We start from the raw sequence: 16,792 nt of genomic DNA on the forward strand, positions 1-16,792 counted from the left end.
GAGAAAGCTAATATTATGGTTTTGTATTGAAATACGCACAAGTGAAGTTTTTATCAGAGGAACAATTCAGAAGATTAACAGGAGTCAAGCGAAGTACGTTTGAGAAGATGGTAAAAATCTTAGAGGAAGCGGATAAGAAGAAAAAAGCAAAAGGAGGTAGAAAGAACAAGCTTAACATAGAAAACCAGCTATTAATGGCCTTGGAATACATGAGGGAATATCGCACATATTTTCATGTTAGTCAAAGTTATGGAATAAGTGAAAGTTCTTGCTATAAAGCGATTAAATGGATAGAAGATACGCTGATCAAGTATCCGGACTTCTCTTTGCCCGGAAGAAAAGCTTTGCTTAAAAAAGCGATATGGACTATGAAGTTGTGCTCATAGACGCAACTGAAACACCATGCGAGCGCCCAAAAAAAGGGTAAAAAATAACCAGCGGATCAAGAATCGAAATAATAAGCAAAGGCATTTTTACTCTGGCAAGAAGAGAAGGCATACTTTAAAGGCTCAGGTTGTTGTTGATAAGAAAACTAAAGCAGTGATATGCACCGCATTTTCAAACGGCAAGCGGCACGATTTTAGGTTGTTTAAGGAATCCAAAACCTATATCCATCCTGAAAAGAGGGTCATTACTGATACTGGATATCAAGGCATACAAAAGCTTCATAGCAAATCTGAGTTGCCCAAAAAGAAGAGTAAGAAAAATCTTTTAACGAAAGAAGATAAAAAGAAAAACCAAGAACTTGCGAGTCAAAGGGTGTTGAATGAAAATGTCATTAGCATGATTAAACGATTTATAATCGTATCTGATAAATATAGAAATAGACGAAAAAGATTTGGACTAAGATTCAATTTAATAGCTGGCATTTATAACCTGGAGTTACATAAATGAGTTTCGAAAGAGGTCTATAGAAAAAATTGTATTATGAGAAAGTTGAAACCATGTCTGTGAACCTCACAACTTACAGCTATGGTCGCAGAAATTCCGTACCTTCCTGAATAGAACCCCTAATTTCTCTTGTTCATTAAACCTAGATGACCTATATAATTTATATTGTTTATTGAATTCTTGTAAATTTTATTACTATCAAGCTCAGAGACTTTGATAATCTTAATTTTTTGTATATTTTCAAGGTCAAAGACTGGAAAATCGACTTTAATTAAAGTATGAATTCGATTAAGCGTTTTATCGCTAACATCTTTTCCATTACCAATTAATACATTTGATGATGGAAATTTGTAATGGTCCCATTTACGATTCATCATACTAAAATTAGTATATAAAAAAGATTCAAGAAGGGGCTTAAATCTAGTGTTACAATAGTAGATGGCTTTTTTAAAGCCCATCCGTCTTTATTAGCTATATAACCACTATGATAATGATTTTGAATGTTATCACCTCCAATAAAATAGAATTTTTTCACTAAATAGCAAACACCTAATAGAGATTCTTTATCATCAAATCTTAAGAGTTCGTAGCGTTGTAAAGTTGAATATGTTAGCAATTTATTCTCTACATCAAAGTATGATAATTCATAATCTTTAGCTGATTTTAGAATAAATCCTCTGTTAGGCATATCCATAATGATATTAGGAGGTACGTTTGTTTGGTCTGTCAATCCACCAATACGAGGCAACCATTGACCCCACAGAGAAAGCGCTTTTTCTAGTGCTTTAGAATTGATTTGGTTAAAGTATTCGCTTATACCATCAGGTAGCTCTGTATTAATAAAATAAGTTCTCGTATAATCTTTTTTGAAGCCCTTAAAGTTAGTACAATCACTATTCCATAATAGTTCAAATCCTATATTTTTAAATGTTTCAAAATAATCAAAGTAATGATCTTTGCTATTATAGTAATATTTTTTTAGATTCCCACTGAGATTCAATTTAAATGCTTTATGTATAGTTCCTATGCTGTCGAATTTTAACATTATATGTTTTGTAGCTATTTTTTTTGAAAGTATACTCCTTTTGCTTTTAATAATCATCATTTCTGAACATTTTATCCAGGGCAATGGCTGGTTCTGTCGCAAGCTTGATATTTGACGGTAATTTTTCTATAATCAGTATTTTTCAGATACAGTTATGTTGCTATAGCATAAAACTGATCCCAAACAGTCATCTGTCCAGCGTTAACGTGCTGACCCTTTTTCACCACACTTTTTTACTATTAACCCTTATTTTGCTATCGAGTTTGAGCATATAATTCAGAGATTCATGTAAGTGAATTTACACAGTTAAGGGGAAAGGCTCGCTAATAAATACTCTGTAACATTATTTAGATAGTCTTTAGTTATAGTTGACATACTTATCTCCTAGGCTACATCAAGCGGCTTTACATGTTTATGTGTTCGTTTAGCAGAATATAGATCATAAGCTATTTGAAGGTTTAACCAAAAATCTGGGGTAACTCCAAATGTTTCACTCAGAGATAAAGCACTGTCTGCAGTTACTCCTCTTTTACCATTAACAATCTCATTTAATCTAGCATAGGTCCAGCCTAAGTGTTCTGCTAGCTTTTTTTGAGTAATACCTAATGGTTCTATAAACTCATGTAACAACACCTCTCCTGGATGTGTTGGTTGTCTATTTGCTGGTATAAACATAACTTACCTCTTTTTTTAAAATTACTTATGATAGTTAACTATATCAACATCATATGCTTCATTATCTTGACACTTGAATATCACACGATACTGATCATTAATCCTTATTGAGTGATACTCTTTCAAATTTCCTTTTAACTGCTCTAGCCTATTGTTTGGAGGAATTCTCAAATCCTCAATTACTTTAGCAGCATTTAGCATATCCAGTTTTCTTATAGCTACTTTGTATATAGTGTTTGGTACTTTTCTAGCATGTTTACTTGATATACCATTGTATGTATCTTCTGCTGTTTGGCTTGCAAATGTCTGCCAAAATAATTCTGCTAATGCTAAAATGTAATAGTAGCTGCTGATATCTTTAAGAACGTTATTTTAAAGAAATTCAGTGATTAGTTGTAGATGTTGGAGAGGTTTTTAGTTGACTCCCTGTCGCTGGGGAAAGTAAAGATGAAAAAACTAATTACTACCTTAATTTTAATCTCTAACGTGTTAATCACTACCCATAGCTTTGCGTGTTCTGAATTAAATCATGACTTTGGAAATAAAATAGGTGTGTATACAGCTTAGAACTATGGATATGTTTATAGACTTACAACCAAACCTTACTGTGTATCCTAAAGGCTTAAAACAAAACGGCGGACTTAAAAAAATTCTCTGACTTGGATAAGTAAATATGCCTATGTCTCAATTGATGAAACAAATTTAAACAAAATACTTTAGATAATTCTCCAATATAGCATAAATTTTGTTACAATTGCTCAACCCAAAAAAAATAATTAATTAAAATGTTATCTTTAATAGGTAATACTCCTATCATTAAACTTAAAGCACCTAATGACAAACACCATCTTTTTGCGAAATGTGAATGGTTAAACCCTACAGGTAGTATAAAAGATCGTGTAGCTAAATATATAGTACAAGAGTTAATCAACAGTAAACAACTTAAATCTAACCAACCTATCGTAGAAGCAAGTTCAGGAAACATGGGAACATCTTTAGCAGCTTTAGGAAAACTATATAATCATCCAGTTTATATAACTTGTCCAGAAAAAACTGGCCCTACAAAAAGGGTTATGATCGAAAAATTAGGGGCTAAACTAACGGTTTGTAAAAATACTTCTGACTACAAAAATCCAGAGTTTTACGTTAATAGAGCTAAAAAAATAGCCACAGAGATTGACGGTATTTTAATTAATCAATATGATAATAAGTTAAATACACTTTGTCATTATGAAACTACAGGACAAGAAATTGTAGATTTTTTCACTAAGAATAATTTATCACTAGATTATTTTATCACTGTCGGAGGTTCTGGTGGCACTATTACTGGATGTGCTAAAAAGATTAAAGAACATTTTCCAGACGCTAAAGTAATAATGCCAGATCCTAAAGGTTCTGTCTATTATGATATCTTCAATTATGGAAAGCCTATCCAAGAAAATATACATAGCTATAAAGTCGAAGGTCCAGGCAACCCGGTTTTTTGCCAATCTATGGATTTATCTTATATTGATGAGGTAATACAATTTGATGATGTCCAAGCTTTTAATTCTTGTAATGATCTAGCTAAAGAGCAAGGGATATATGCTGGACACAGCAGTGGTGCAAACTATCTTATAGCCAACCAACTTCTAAAAACTTTGCCCTTAGATAGATCGTATAATATCCTCATCATGATACTAGATAGCGGTATGAAGTATACTTTTTAGTTACTAAAATCAACTAATTGACTCCAGCAAATTGTATTAAAAAAATTTAAATGCTATGATCTTCTCTGTTTATTACGTAAATTAGGAGAAATTGTTATGCCTGGTATTTTAATTAGTTTTATATTTTTATTTACCTCTGCAGTTATAGCTTGGTTTAACCGTAGGTGGGGAGTAATAGTATTTAGCATTTTCCTTATCGTTGCAGGGGTGACATTCTTACATCATGCAACTGATCACTTATCCATATATCTATAAGGAACAAGCTATGATGAAGATAACCCTTAACGATTTAATTAAAACTTTAAGTGCGATAGAAATTACAGGTATAACTATCATAATTCTTATGGCTTTTTTCTTTCAATTTGTTATGAATGAAATCCCTTGCCCTTTATGCTTATTACAGAGACTTGGTTTATTAGGCATTGGCTTTGGTTTTTTATTAAATATGCACTATCATGTTCGTCCAAGCCATTATGCTTTATCATTATTAGCATCAGTATTTACTGCCTTTGTTGCACTTAGACAAGTAGCTCTACATATTACCGATCCCGTAGGGTTTGGCTCAAAAATATTAGGTATGCATATGTACAGCTGGGTTTTTGTAATTTCTATGATTGCTATTATTTACATTGCTATTATTTTATCGTACCCACAACAATACGAAATTCGTAAGCCTCCTCAAGAAACTGCTGAAGCTAAAAATAAAAAAATTAGAATTTTCACCCATGTAGCTTTTATATTATTTGCAATAATAATTTTCGCTAATATAGCTTCTACATTCTTTCAATGTGGCTTACATGAATGTCCTGATAACCCTGTAGGCTACGTATTAATATAAAGCGAAATACTACACATAAATACGAATATTAAATTTTTTTGATACTATCTCACTCTTATATTTATATCCAAATCAGGAAGCTTCAAGGTGTAGAACTTCTCCCTGCAAAATATTTATTTTTATTAAATTCTTTGCAATAATTAATTGTTGAATGCTCTAATATACCTTCTTTTAGCTGGTTATAACATTGCTGAGTAGGCTCTATAACTGTTCTCACATCACAATCATTTTCTTTGTTATAATTATTAGGAACTATTTCACTATGAAACATTTGATTAGGAAATCTAACTTTTAATCCACTATGTGAACCGTACCAATCTGTCATCTGATCACCTACAGACATCAACCAATATACATTTTTTTGCTCAGATAATGCCTGTCTGAAAGAATCTTTATATGCAACTTTCTGATTAGGTTTAGAAGCACATAAACTATTATCTATTGAACCAGAAAAAAAGACAAATTTTTCAAGCTGATTACTTGTAAGATCCAAATTACTCTTTAACCATTCAGCTGTAGCTGTAGCTGCCTTATTATTACAGTATCTAGCTGTTATAAAATAACAAGCTATCCCATCTTTAAAACATTGTTTTTTTATAAAATCAACAATAGCTGGCGTTACTATTTTACCTTTACTAAAGTAATCATCCTCAAACGAGGAAAGTTGAATCGTGTTATCAATATCAAACATTAATCCAGGAATCTTACCAGATTTTTTTATAGCGTTAATAAATCCAATATCTTTAAATTTTTCCAAGAGTTTATTTATTTCATTAATTGTATCTTCTGAATCTTTTGCATACTGCGATTTTTTCGTATAACTCAAAGCATCTTTACTGCTCATATAATCATATACGTTTGACTCCTTTACAATCTGATTGACACAACTTTTTACATTATCTGGTAACTCAAACTTATGACCATTTTGTTCATTAAACTCAGTCTTTAACCGAGTTACTTCATCATATAATTTTAGAGAATCAACTTTATCTATAGTATCGTTATTATCACATCCAGCTAAAGATAAGCTAATCGATAATACTAATAGTAGGTATTTTGTAAATTTCATCATATCCTCATTTACACATGTTACAAACTATTTTATAACTAATTATTTACCTATTCCAAAATAATTTCAGCAAAAAACTAATTCTCTATTCAACTAGAGAATATTAGATACAAGAGTATATTAGATTTTTTTACAAACAAAAAAGCCCCGTATTTTAGTACGAGGCTTTAGATTTGTGTTTTTGGGGTTTAAAAAAGATGGCGACTACCTACTTTCACCTGGGCAACTGCCAGACTATCATCGGCGTGTTGTAGTTTCACTTCTGAGTTCGGAAAGGGATCAGGTGGTTCCTACAAGCTATCATCGCCAAAACCTGAGTTTTGGTATATAAAGATATTTAACAATTCAGCATAGAAATAGACTTAAGTCTCTCGGATCATTAGTACTGGTAAGCTACATACATTACTGCACTTACACACCCAGCCTATCAACGTCGTAGTCTCCAACGTTCCTTACTAGCTTATAGCTAGAGAGATCTAATCTTGAAGGAGGCTTCCCGCTTAGATGCTTTCAGCGGTTATCCCGTCCGAACGTAGCTACCCGGCAATGCTTCTGGCGAAACAACCGGAACACCAGTGGTTCGTTCACTCCGGTCCTCTCGTACTAGGAGCAACTCTTCTCAAATCTCTAACGCCCACGGCAGATAGGGACCGAACTGTCTCACGACGTTCTGAACCCAGCTCGCGTACCACTTTAAATGGCGAACAGCCATACCCTTGGGACCTGCTTCAGCCCCAGGATGTGATGAGCCGACATCGAGGTGCCAAACTCCTCCGTCGATATGAACTCTTGGGAGGAATCAGCCTGTTATCCCCGGAGTACCTTTTATCCGTTGAGCGATGGCCTTTCCATACAGAACCACCGGATCACTAAGACCTACTTTCGTACCTGCTCGAGCCGTCACTCTCGCAGTCAAGCGCACTTTTGCCTTTATACTCTTGGTATGATTTCCGACCATACCGAGTGCACCTTCGTACTCCTCCGTTACTCTTTAGGAGGAGACCGCCCCAGTCAAACTACCCACCATACACTGTCCTCGCCTTCCGGCTGAGTTAGAACTTCAATAATTCAAGGGTGGTATTTCAAGGTCGACTCCACATGATCTAGCGACCATGCTTCTTAGTCTCCCACCTATCCTACACATAAATGATCAAAGTCCAGTGCAAAGCTATAGTAAAGGTTCACGGGGTCTTTCCGTCTAACCGCGGGTACGCTGCATCTTCACAGCGATTTCAATTTCACTGAGTCTCTGGTGGAGACAGTGTGGCCATCGTTACGCCATTCGTGCAGGTCGGAACTTACCCGACAAGGAATTTCGCTACCTTAGGACCGTTATAGTTACGGCCGCCGTTTACTGGGGCTTCGATCCAGAGCTTCGCCTAAGCTAACCCCTTCAATTAACCTTCCAGCACCGGGCAGGCGTCACACCCTATACTTCCTCTCTCGAGTTCGCAGAGTGCTGTGTTTTTGATAAACAGTCGCAGCCACCTGGTATTTGCAACCCTCAACAGCTTACGTAGCAAGTACTTCACCATTAAGGGCACACCTTCTTCCAAAGTTACGGTGTCATTTTGCCTAGTTCCTTCACCAGAGTTCTCTCATAGCCTTAGTATTCTCTACCTACCCACCAGTGTCGGTTTACAGTACGGTTACTTATACAATATACTTAGAAGCTTTTCCTGGAAGCAGGGCATTAGTAGCTTCGCCAAATAAATTCGGCTTCGTCTCGTATCTCAGATCATCAAGATGCCGGATTTGCCTAGCACCTCTACCTACCTACTTTCACTTGGACAACCATGCGCCAAGCCTACCTAGCCTTCTCCGTCCCTCCTTCGTTCATATAAGCAGCACAGGAATATTAACCTGTTTCCCATCGACTTCACTCTTCAGCTACGCCTTAGGGGCCGGCTTACCCTACGTTGATTAACATTGCGTAGGAATCCTTGGGTTTTCGGCCAATAAGAATCTCACTTATTTTACGTTACTCATGTCAGCATTCGCACTTCTGATACCTCCAGCAAACTTCTCAATTCACCTTCATCGGCTTACAGAACGCTCCCCTACCAATATATTAAATATATTCCGCAACTTCGGTGCATAGCTTAGCCCCGTTAAATCTTACGTGCAGGCCGACTCGACCAGTGAGCTATTACGCTTTCTTTAAAGGATGGCTGCTTCTAAGCCAACCTCCTGGCTGTCTGGGCCTTCCCACTTCGTTTCCCACTTAGCTATGACTTAGGGACCTTAGTTGGCGGTCTGGGCTGTTTCCCTTTCCACGACGGACCTTAGCACCCGCCGTGTGTCTCCCGTGATAAAACTTGATCGTATTCTGAGTTTGCATCGAGTCGGTAAGCTCGTAAAAGCCCCCTAGTCGAAACAGTGCTTTACCCCAATCAGTCAATTCACGAGGCACTACCTAAATAGTTTTCGGGGAGAACCAGCTATCTCCGTGCTTGATTAGCCTTTCACTCCGATCCACAGCTCATCCCATACTTTTGCAACAGTACCGGGTTCGGTCCTCCAGTTAGTATTACCTAACCTTCAACCTGGCCATGGATAGATCGCGCCGGTTTCGGGTCTACTCCTAGCGACTAGGCGCTCTATTAAAACTCGCTTTCGCTACGGATCCCTTATTCAGTTATCCTCGCCACTAAAAGTAACTCGCTGACCCATTATACAAAAGGTACGCAGTCACATGACTAAATCATGCTCCTACTGCTTGTATGCAAGCGGTTTCAGATTCTATTTCACTCCCTTTATAAGGGTTCTTTTCACCTTTCCCTCACGGTACTAGTTCACTATCGGTCATTCAGGAGTATTTAGCCTTGGAGGATGGTCCCCCCATGTTCAAACAAGGTTTCTCGTGCCTCGCCCTACTTGTTCGTATGCTTAGTTCCATCTTAATCATTTCGTATACGGGACTATCACCCTCTATCGTCAAGCTTCCCAACTTGTTCTACTATAATTAAGACTATATCATACCAGGCTCTTCCCACTTCGCTCGCCACTACTATGGGAATCTCAATTGATTTCTCTTCCTAAGGGTACTTAGATGTTTCAGTTCCCCTCGTTCGCTCTCTATCTTATATCAGATAAAGTAACTAGACTACTCTAGTTGGGTTCCCCCATTCGGAAATTCTGGGATCAATGCTTATTTGTCAGCTACCCCAGACTTATCGCAGACTAACACGTCCTTCTTCGCCTCTGAATGCCAAGGCATCCACCGCTTGCACTTATTTTCTTAAGTCTATCTCTATACTAAATTGTTAAATATCTCTATCTTCATGCAAATAAAACAGTGGTGGAGCCAAGCGGGATCGAACCGCTGACCCCCTGCGTGCAAAGCAGGTGCTCTCCCAGCTGAGCTATGGCCCCAAAAAAAATGGTGGGTCTGAGTAGACTTGAACTACCGACCTCACCCTTATCAGGGGTGCGCTCTAACCAACTGAGCTACAGACCCGTATCTTATTTACACTAAAATCTATTATCTACAAACACTCTATCAATTTATCTGAATTAGCAATTAAGCTCTATTCTTATTATTCTTTTCGTATTTCCTTTAAGGAGGTGATCCAGCCGCAGGTTCCCCTACGGCTACCTTGTTACGACTTCACCCTAGTCATGAATCACTCCGTGGTAAACGCCCATTCGTTAAGCTATCTACTTCTGGAGCAACCCACTCCCATGGTGTGACGGGCGGTGTGTACAAGACCCGGGAACGTATTCACCGCGACATTCTGATTCGCGATTACTAGCGATTCCGACTTCATGCTCTCGAGTTGCAGAGAACAATCCGGACTAAGAGTACCTTTCTGAGTTTCGCTCCACCTCGCGGTTTGGCAGCCCTCTGTAATACCCATTGTAGCACGTGTGTAGCCCTGGTCGTAAGGGCCATGATGACTTGACGTCGTCCCCACCTTCCTCCGCCTTGTCAGCGGCAGTCTCAATAGAGTACCCAACTTAATGATGGTAACTATCAATAGGGGTTGCGCTCGTTGCGGGACTTAACCCAACATTTCACAACACGAGCTGACGACAGCCGTGCAGCACCTGTCACACAGTTCCCGAAGGCACCAATTCATCTCTGAAAAGTTCTGTGGATGTCAAGACCAGGTAAGGTTCTTCGCGTTGCATCGAATTAAACCACATGCTCCACCGCTTGTGCGGGTCCCCGTCAATTCCTTTGAGTTTTAGCCTTGCGGCCGTAGTCCCCAGGCGGAGTACTTATCGCGTTAGCTACGCCACTAGGCCCTTTACACCGAACCTAACAGCTAGTACTCATCGTTTACAGCGTGGACTACCAGGGTATCTAATCCTGTTTGATCCCCACGCTTTCGTCCCTCAGTGTCAGTATTAGTCCAGAATGTTGCCTTCGCCATCGGTGTTCCTTCTGATCTCTACGCATTTCACCGCTACACCAGAAATTCCCCATTCCTCTACCATACTCTAGTTTGACAGTATCAAATGCAGTTCCAAGGTTGAGCCCTGGGCTTTCACATCTGACTTATCAAACCACCTACAGACCCTTTACGCCCAGTAATTCCGATTAACGCTTGCACCCCCCGTATTACCGCGGCTGCTGGCACGGAGTTAGCCGGTGCTTATTCTTCAGGTAACGTCAATTCCATTAGCTATTAACTAACAGACCTTCCTCCCTAACTAAAGTGCTTTACAACCCTAAGGCCTTCTTCACACACATGGTATTGCTGGATCAGAGTTTCCTCCATTGTCCAATATTCCCCACTGCTGCCTCCCGTAGGAGTTTGGGCCGTGTCTCAGTCCCAATGTGGCTGATCATCCTCTCAAATCAGCTATGGATCGTCGCCTTGGTAGGCCCTTACCCTACCAACTAGCTAATCCAACGCAGGCTCATCCATTCGCGACAGCAACAAGTTGCCACCTTTAATCCTCAGATATTATGCGGTATTAACAGTCGTTTCCAACTGGTATCCCCCTCAAATGGGTAAATTCCTACGCGTTACTCACCCGTCCGCCACTCGTCAGCATCCGAAGACCTGCTACCGTTCGACTTGCATGTGTTAAGCATACCACCAGCGTTCAATCTGAGCCAGGATCAAACTCTTCAGTTTAATCTATTTCTTGACTCAATTACTAAACTCAAATTCATCAACAAAGTGTTTGTATATAATATATCTCTTAAATATCTTTCAGGCCTAAACCCTCTCTACCGCTAACATCACCCGTCAGCCAGTGAAGACATATAATACACACCTACATCTCTCAACGCAAGAGATTTTTCTAAAATTTTTAAAGTTTTTTACGGTTTTTTAGGCAAATATATTTGTTTATGAAAAAATTCATTTGCAACTCAGAAAAATTTTTTTAAACTTAATAAATTAGGTGGTATGCCTGGTAGAAATTAGTTTTTAAATGGCTCCGCAAATCGCGCAAAGACTGGTCTCATAATAATGATTACTGGGATTTTATTTACAAAATCAAAGCTTCACACTTAAAAATTCAATCGCTACAAGTCCAAATCAATAATGCTCAATATAATTTCTCTCCTGCTAAGCAAATAATCACAGCTAATGGCAACAAAACCATAGTATGGGATGCCAATGATTCTCTTGTGCTTAAATATCTAGCTGAAAATATAAACTACAGAAACAACTTCAGTAAATACTGCGTATCCAATAAAGGTAAAGGAGGGACACTAAAAGCTATAAAAACAGTATATAGACTTCTTAAAACTCACAAATATATTTATAAATCAGATATAAAAAGTTTCTACAATTCTATAAACCATAAAATACTACTTAGTAAACTACCTGCATATACCCTACCTAACGAATGCAAATTGATAGCAAAGCATCTAGATAGAATTCAGTGGCAAGACGGTGAATATGTAGAAATTAAGCAAGGTATATCTAAGTCATCTCCACTATCACCTGTACTTGGATGCATATATCTAGATGAGCTAGATAAGGCTATGGAAAAATTAAATATAAAATACCTACGCTACGCTGATGATTGGATAATCTTAGCTAAAACCAAACATAAACTAAGAAAAGCTGTTAAAAAATGCAAACAAATATTGTCAAAACTACAGCTAAAAGAGCATCCTGATAAAACTGACTACAGAAATTTTAATAATCCAATCTCTAAACCATTTAATTTCTTAGGAGTTGAATTTAACCAAAATGGTGCCAAGGACATCAAAAAACAAACTAAAGAAAACTTCTCAATCAAAATCACCAGACTTTATGAGTGCATCCAAGTTATAGCTAAAATCAAAACAAAGATAAATACATCTTATGACAATGGCGAAAGTCTATATAAATGTCTAAATATGCTTGAATTAGTGTTGGTTAAGAAGTTTATAAAATGCCTAGCTGGGTTCGGTAATTATTTTAAATCTATAACCTTGGTGCCCAGCTAAACGTTAATTATTATATTGACTAAGGGTTTGGCCAGCAGCCTGCGGAAAAATTATCTCCTGAAAAAAACCCGTTCATCGTATCTTGCTGATTAACGTTATTACTTTGCCACCTTGTTCCGTTCCAAAACGTTACACTTGTGTTTCTCGAATCGCTGCTAGTATCAACTGCTCCCCATTCCGGGTCTTGATCATTCTGCCAATTATAACCTGCGTTGCATATAATTGCCCATGTCTCGAGACCCGATACTTGGTCCGTAGTTACAAAGAATGCTCCGTTTGCAGACGCGGCGTTTTGATTAAGAGCACTGACTACTTCTTGCATTGTTTGACCGTCCGGTAAAGCAGGTGAAGCTGTACGCTTGAACACATGACTATATGCGCCAGGTTGGGCCTCCACCTCAACCGTTGTGCTTTCACTAACGCTTACCGTATTACCATCGTCATTAGTTATAGTTACTGATACACTTATATTGTAAGCTCCAGGTGATGCAAATACGTAACCAGTTGGGTTGGCTGTGTTTGTACAAGCGTCTTCTTCACATGCTGTCAAATTAGCATCTGTCATTTGTTGTGATGTAGCATAATCTCCACCTGATATACTCCACGTTATATTAAATTGTGTCGTTTCATTGGAGCCAACGGCCTCGGCTTTCAATATTTGGTCCTTTTGTGTACCTAGCACATTTGTATACCTAAGCAAGTCTACTTGGTCTAATGCTACACTACATGTTAGATTAACGCAGCTTGTAACTATCTGATACTCAACTACTTTTTCTTTTTCTGGACTACAGCTACTTAATAATAAAGAGGATACTAATAGCGTACTTCCTTCCTAAAACTGATTTGTTAATCATAATTAACATTTATTTTGTTGAAAACTACATTAGCAATGTATTCTAATTATTAAAAATAGGAAAGTCAACACTTACACTTCATAAATAATATAATAATGACCATGGATTATTATATAGTTGATAACGGAACACATATGAAAATTACTATCCTCATAGCTTGTGTGTAATGAGACTAAAATAAAGCTTAAACTTAACTAATCAATTGTCAAAAAATAATGGTATTAAAAATCAAGATTTAAATGTACTTTTAAAGAATAATCTTTTTATCACCATTGTTCATGGTGGGTGCTGAGGGGTTCGAACCCCCGACCCTCGCCTTGTAAGGGCGATGCTCTCCCAGCTGAGCTAAGCACCCGATATGAAATCGAAATGGCGGAGAGGACGGGATTCGAACCCGTGATAGGGTTTAAAGCCTATACTCCCTTAGCAGGGGAGCGCCTTCAGCCTCTCGGCCACCTCTCCTAAACCATGTGAATGGTTATTATATATAGATATAATATGGTGTCAAGTAAAACGTTATAGATATTTGGTTTTAATTTTCATAAACAAGAAAAAAGTAATCTGTATTACAATGACCTTTCTAATCTTTTCTGTACTATATTATGAAACTTTCAAGACGTATATACTTTTGCCATATAAATTAACTATCAAGTGGCATGACTCCTTCTGTATGATCAAGATGGATCAAAGCATCAAACTGGTAGGGTAAGCGTGAGAAGTAATAATGACTCATACGCTCTGTTTCAGGACTGTAAATAACCCCTATCGCTCGCTGTAACAGAGGCAATTTAAGCAAATGTGTTAGGTGAGTTTCTTCACGTAAGTTTAACAAAAAATTTTTTTCATCAAGTTGATGGAAAAACCATTCATAGCTACCTTTTAAAGGAGAGTTAATAGTTTTAACCTCTGCTTTTGCTCCCCATCCACTAGCTGCTGTAACCATACCAGTAGCAGTAGAAAAACCTAATAAAAAACTATTTGTATTAAAACGCTCTCTGACTAGCTGACCCAAATTTATCTCTCCATGCTCAGACATTTCTGTTGCCCGGGCGTCGCCTATATGTGAATTATGTGCCCACACAATTACTTTAGCGGGCTTATTAGTTAATGTTTCCAAATGCGATATAATGTTTTGCAAAGTATCTGCCATATGTTGGTCGCGAATATTCCAAGTACTAGCTTGAGACTCAAACATAGTTCTATAATAATATTCTGCATTTTTAACAACGCGAGCATTTTGTGTCATATAGAATTGCTGCTCCTTAAAGTCAAGAGTAGTATCTATGTTTAAGTTTTGGTAAGCACTACGATAAGTTTCCAATAGCTGAGTAGTAACTTCATCTAAACAAGCTTTTCTCAAATGTTTTTCAACTGCATAACCATAAAATTGAGGATCCATCTGCACCTGGCCAAAACAAGCATAACGTTTAGCTGCCATCTCTGCAGCCTCTGGATCGTACTGTTGTAAGTAATTAATAATTGCTCGTGTAGCCTCATTTAAACAATATAAATCTAAACCATAGATACCAACTTTATCTTCTTTATTTTCATAGTTATCATTAAATTGCCTAAGTTGCTCAATAAATTTTAACATATCAGTGTTACACCACATCCATTTCGGAAAACGATCAAAAGCCTTTAATGCCTCTTGTGCTTTATTTAACTTACTTAAGCTTTTACAATAACAATGAAGAGGGTATACACTAGTCCAATCTCCTTCAATTGCTATTGCTTTAAATCCTTTTTCTCGGATAAGATATTTGCTTAATTCCATACGCGTTCGATAAAACTCTGATGTCCCATGAGTAGCTTCACCCATAAGCACAATACGGGCATCTCCAATCAGCTTAGCAACATCTTGGTAAGAGGGTTGTTCTTTTATATCAAAAGCAATAATTTCTTCATTTAGTAGCTTAATAAGTTTGTCGGAAATAACTTTAGATTGTGTACTCATAACTTCCCTCCAGCTATTTTTTTGGTGAATTTTGAAGTAATCGTAACACTTCTTCATCTGTTGTTTGTTGAAAATTATGATACCATTGTCCTACACCATAAAAAGGTTCAGGAGTTGCTAAGCAAACAATTTCATCTACTAATAATGAAAGTTTTTGGATGCTGTCAGAACTTGCTACAGGTGCAGCAAGAACTATTTTTTTTGGCTTTAAAGTTTTTAAAGCTTGAATAGCTGCCTTAAGTGTGTTGCCTGTAGCTATACCATCATCAACTAAGATAATAACCTTATCTTTTAAGGGTGGTAACTTTTTATTTTGTCGATACTTATATAAACGCCGTTCTAATTCTTGTTTTTCTTTTTGTAATACCCTGTGGATTTGCTCCTTAGGGATATTTAACTGCTGGATTAAACTATGATCAAGGGTACAGACATCTTCTTCAGAGATAGCTCCCATAGCAAATTCCTCATGACCGGGAACTCCAAGTTTTCTTACAAGAAAAACAGTCATTGGAATTTGCAGTGTATTAGCAACTTCAAAAGCAACCGGCACACCGCCGCGTGGTAATGCCAAAACTAAAACATTCTCTTTACCTTTATAAGTTATTAGCTTTTCAGCTAAACGTTGACCAGCGTCAGCACGGCTTTTAAAAAGGTTCATGAATTATAGCCTCGATAGTTTCATTTAATTTATGCTCTGGCAAAGGGATATAATCTTTTTCAATCACTTTTACCACCAAAGATTTTAATACAGAAGTAAAAAATTGTTTTAATAGACCATAAAAATAAGGTTCGGCACATAAAATCACCTGCTTGTAATGCTTTTTATCCACAACTTCTTTAATAAACTCTGCCACCACTTTTGCAAAATGCATATGCTCTTGCTTATGAGGGTCAGATGCTGGAATAAATTTTCTGGAATGATAATTACCAGGACTATCGCTAGTTAACTGTTGTGCTTTTAGCCTACTCTGAGGATGTTCTAAATCCTCAATATGTAAGTATTTAAACCCATTTACATCATAGGCTTTTGCTTTAATAGTGTTAGTGACTAAAAGCAAAGTTGGTTTTTTCATATCACTTCTCCTTTATTACAAACTCTAAATTAAGAAGATAAAAAACGCATAAACCATCCCGTTGTAAGGCTAGTCATTTTCTCCAAGGTGCCTGGTTCTTCAAATAAGTGGGTGCTCCCGGAACAACTTCCAAGCTTTTGGTACAATTTAAAGCTAGATAAGCTTGATTATTTAACATTATAATCTCCGTATCGTTTCCCCCAACTATTAATATAACTACATCATAAGAAGTATAATCCTCTTACTTTTGTTTACCTTGATTTTAGTCAAGTGTAATAAATGAC

General features: G+C 37.4%; 12 protein-coding genes, 4 tRNA genes, 3 rRNA genes and 2 pseudogenes. 5 read left to right on the forward strand and 16 right to left on the reverse strand.

Going from position 1 to position 16,792, the window contains the following annotated elements:
* Positions 1-26 precede the first annotated feature (26 nt).
* Positions 27-894: pseudogene (locus tag E3E15_RS06070) on the forward strand (IS5 family transposase).
* Between the two features lie 116 nt (positions 895-1,010).
* On the opposite strand, the gene E3E15_RS06075 reads toward E3E15_RS06070, so the two are convergent.
* The 4 genes from E3E15_RS06075 to E3E15_RS06090 all read right to left on the reverse strand — a co-directional run bounded on the left by E3E15_RS06075 (position 1,011) and on the right by E3E15_RS06090 (position 2,812).
* Positions 1,011-1,268, reverse strand: a complete 258-nt coding sequence (locus E3E15_RS06075; RefSeq protein ID WP_172106982.1) for a hypothetical protein — start codon at positions 1,266-1,268, stop codon at positions 1,011-1,013.
* Positions 1,265-1,936: a hypothetical protein gene (locus tag E3E15_RS06080; protein WP_172106983.1), complete on the reverse strand. Its 672-nt coding sequence runs from the start codon at positions 1,934-1,936 to the stop codon at positions 1,265-1,267. Before E3E15_RS06080 ends, E3E15_RS06075 begins: the two co-directional genes overlap by 4 nt.
* Positions 1,937-2,320: 384 nt before the next feature.
* Positions 2,321-2,611 carry a HigA family addiction module antitoxin gene (locus E3E15_RS06085; protein ID WP_035719955.1) on the reverse strand — a complete coding sequence of 97 codons (291 nt, stop codon included), beginning with the start codon at positions 2,609-2,611 and terminating at the stop codon, positions 2,321-2,323.
* A gap of 21 nt (positions 2,612-2,632) precedes the next feature.
* Complete coding sequence (locus E3E15_RS06090) at positions 2,633-2,812, reverse strand: type II toxin-antitoxin system RelE/ParE family toxin (protein ID WP_245313654.1); 180 nt, start codon at positions 2,810-2,812, stop codon at positions 2,633-2,635.
* A 584-nt stretch (positions 2,813-3,396) separates the two neighbouring features.
* Between E3E15_RS06090 and E3E15_RS06095 the strand changes: the two genes are divergently transcribed.
* The 3 genes from E3E15_RS06095 to E3E15_RS06105 all read left to right on the forward strand — a co-directional run bounded on the left by E3E15_RS06095 (position 3,397) and on the right by E3E15_RS06105 (position 5,158).
* Positions 3,397-4,320: a PLP-dependent cysteine synthase family protein gene (locus E3E15_RS06095; protein WP_172106984.1), complete on the forward strand. Its 924-nt coding sequence runs from the start codon at positions 3,397-3,399 to the stop codon at positions 4,318-4,320.
* A 96-nt stretch (positions 4,321-4,416) separates the two neighbouring features.
* A complete protein-coding gene (locus tag E3E15_RS06100; RefSeq protein WP_172106985.1) occupies positions 4,417-4,575 on the forward strand; it encodes a DUF5993 family protein in 159 nt (52 codons plus the stop codon).
* A gap of 10 nt (positions 4,576-4,585) precedes the next feature.
* Positions 4,586-5,158: a disulfide bond formation protein B gene (locus E3E15_RS06105; RefSeq protein ID WP_035720005.1), complete on the forward strand. Its 573-nt coding sequence runs from the start codon at positions 4,586-4,588 to the stop codon at positions 5,156-5,158.
* A gap of 82 nt (positions 5,159-5,240) precedes the next feature.
* Here E3E15_RS06105 and E3E15_RS06110 read toward each other — a convergent pair whose 3' ends face one another.
* From E3E15_RS06110 to E3E15_RS06135, 6 genes are all read right to left on the reverse strand, one after another.
* Entirely contained in the window at positions 5,241-6,230 is a 990-nt protein-coding gene (locus E3E15_RS06110) for an HAD family acid phosphatase (RefSeq protein ID WP_172106986.1), read from the reverse strand.
* A gap of 192 nt (positions 6,231-6,422) precedes the next feature.
* A 5S ribosomal RNA gene (gene rrf / locus E3E15_RS06115) occupies positions 6,423-6,538 on the reverse strand.
* Positions 6,539-6,585: 47 nt separating this feature from the next.
* Positions 6,586-9,474 (reverse strand): 23S ribosomal RNA (locus E3E15_RS06120).
* A gap of 52 nt (positions 9,475-9,526) precedes the next feature.
* Positions 9,527-9,602, reverse strand: a tRNA-Ala gene (locus E3E15_RS06125).
* A gap of 8 nt (positions 9,603-9,610) precedes the next feature.
* A tRNA-Ile gene (locus tag E3E15_RS06130) sits at positions 9,611-9,687 on the reverse strand.
* A 100-nt stretch (positions 9,688-9,787) separates the two neighbouring features.
* Positions 9,788-11,317 (reverse strand): 16S ribosomal RNA (locus E3E15_RS06135).
* Together the 16S, 23S and 5S rRNA genes with 2 tRNA genes alongside form the textbook arrangement of a ribosomal RNA operon.
* A 500-nt stretch (positions 11,318-11,817) precedes the next feature.
* Here E3E15_RS06135 and E3E15_RS06140 point away from each other — a divergent pair.
* Positions 11,818-12,627 carry a reverse transcriptase/maturase family protein gene (locus E3E15_RS06140; protein WP_245313655.1) on the forward strand — a complete coding sequence of 270 codons (810 nt, stop codon included), beginning with the start codon at positions 11,818-11,820 and terminating at the stop codon, positions 12,625-12,627.
* Positions 12,628-12,646: 19 nt separating this feature from the next.
* Here the strand turns inward: E3E15_RS06140 and E3E15_RS06145 are convergent.
* The 6 genes and pseudogenes from E3E15_RS06145 to E3E15_RS06170 all read right to left on the reverse strand — a co-directional run.
* Positions 12,647-13,396: pseudogene (locus E3E15_RS06145) on the reverse strand (DUF3281 family protein); the annotation flags it as partial.
* Between the two features lie 364 nt (positions 13,397-13,760).
* Positions 13,761-13,836, reverse strand: a tRNA-Val gene (locus E3E15_RS06150).
* A gap of 15 nt (positions 13,837-13,851) precedes the next feature.
* Positions 13,852-13,943 (reverse strand) — tRNA-Ser (locus tag E3E15_RS06155).
* A 178-nt stretch (positions 13,944-14,121) separates the two neighbouring features.
* The gene (locus E3E15_RS06160) at positions 14,122-15,435 is read right to left on the reverse strand and encodes an erythromycin esterase family protein (protein ID WP_172106987.1); all 1,314 of its coding nucleotides are present in this window, start codon (positions 15,433-15,435) and stop codon (positions 14,122-14,124) included.
* Positions 15,436-15,448: 13 nt separating this feature from the next.
* Entirely contained in the window at positions 15,449-16,093 is a 645-nt protein-coding gene (locus E3E15_RS06165; RefSeq protein ID WP_172106988.1) for a phosphoribosyltransferase, read from the reverse strand.
* Positions 16,080-16,508 (reverse strand): host attachment protein, encoded by a 429-nt coding sequence (locus E3E15_RS06170; RefSeq protein WP_172106989.1) that lies wholly within the window; start codon positions 16,506-16,508, stop codon positions 16,080-16,082. Before E3E15_RS06170 ends, E3E15_RS06165 begins: the two co-directional genes overlap by 14 nt.
* Between the last annotated feature and the right edge of the window lie 284 nt (positions 16,509-16,792).

This window comes from Allofrancisella frigidaquae (genome assembly GCF_012222825.1).
GTDB classification, from domain to species: Bacteria; Pseudomonadota; Gammaproteobacteria; order Francisellales; family Francisellaceae; genus Francisella; species Francisella frigidaquae.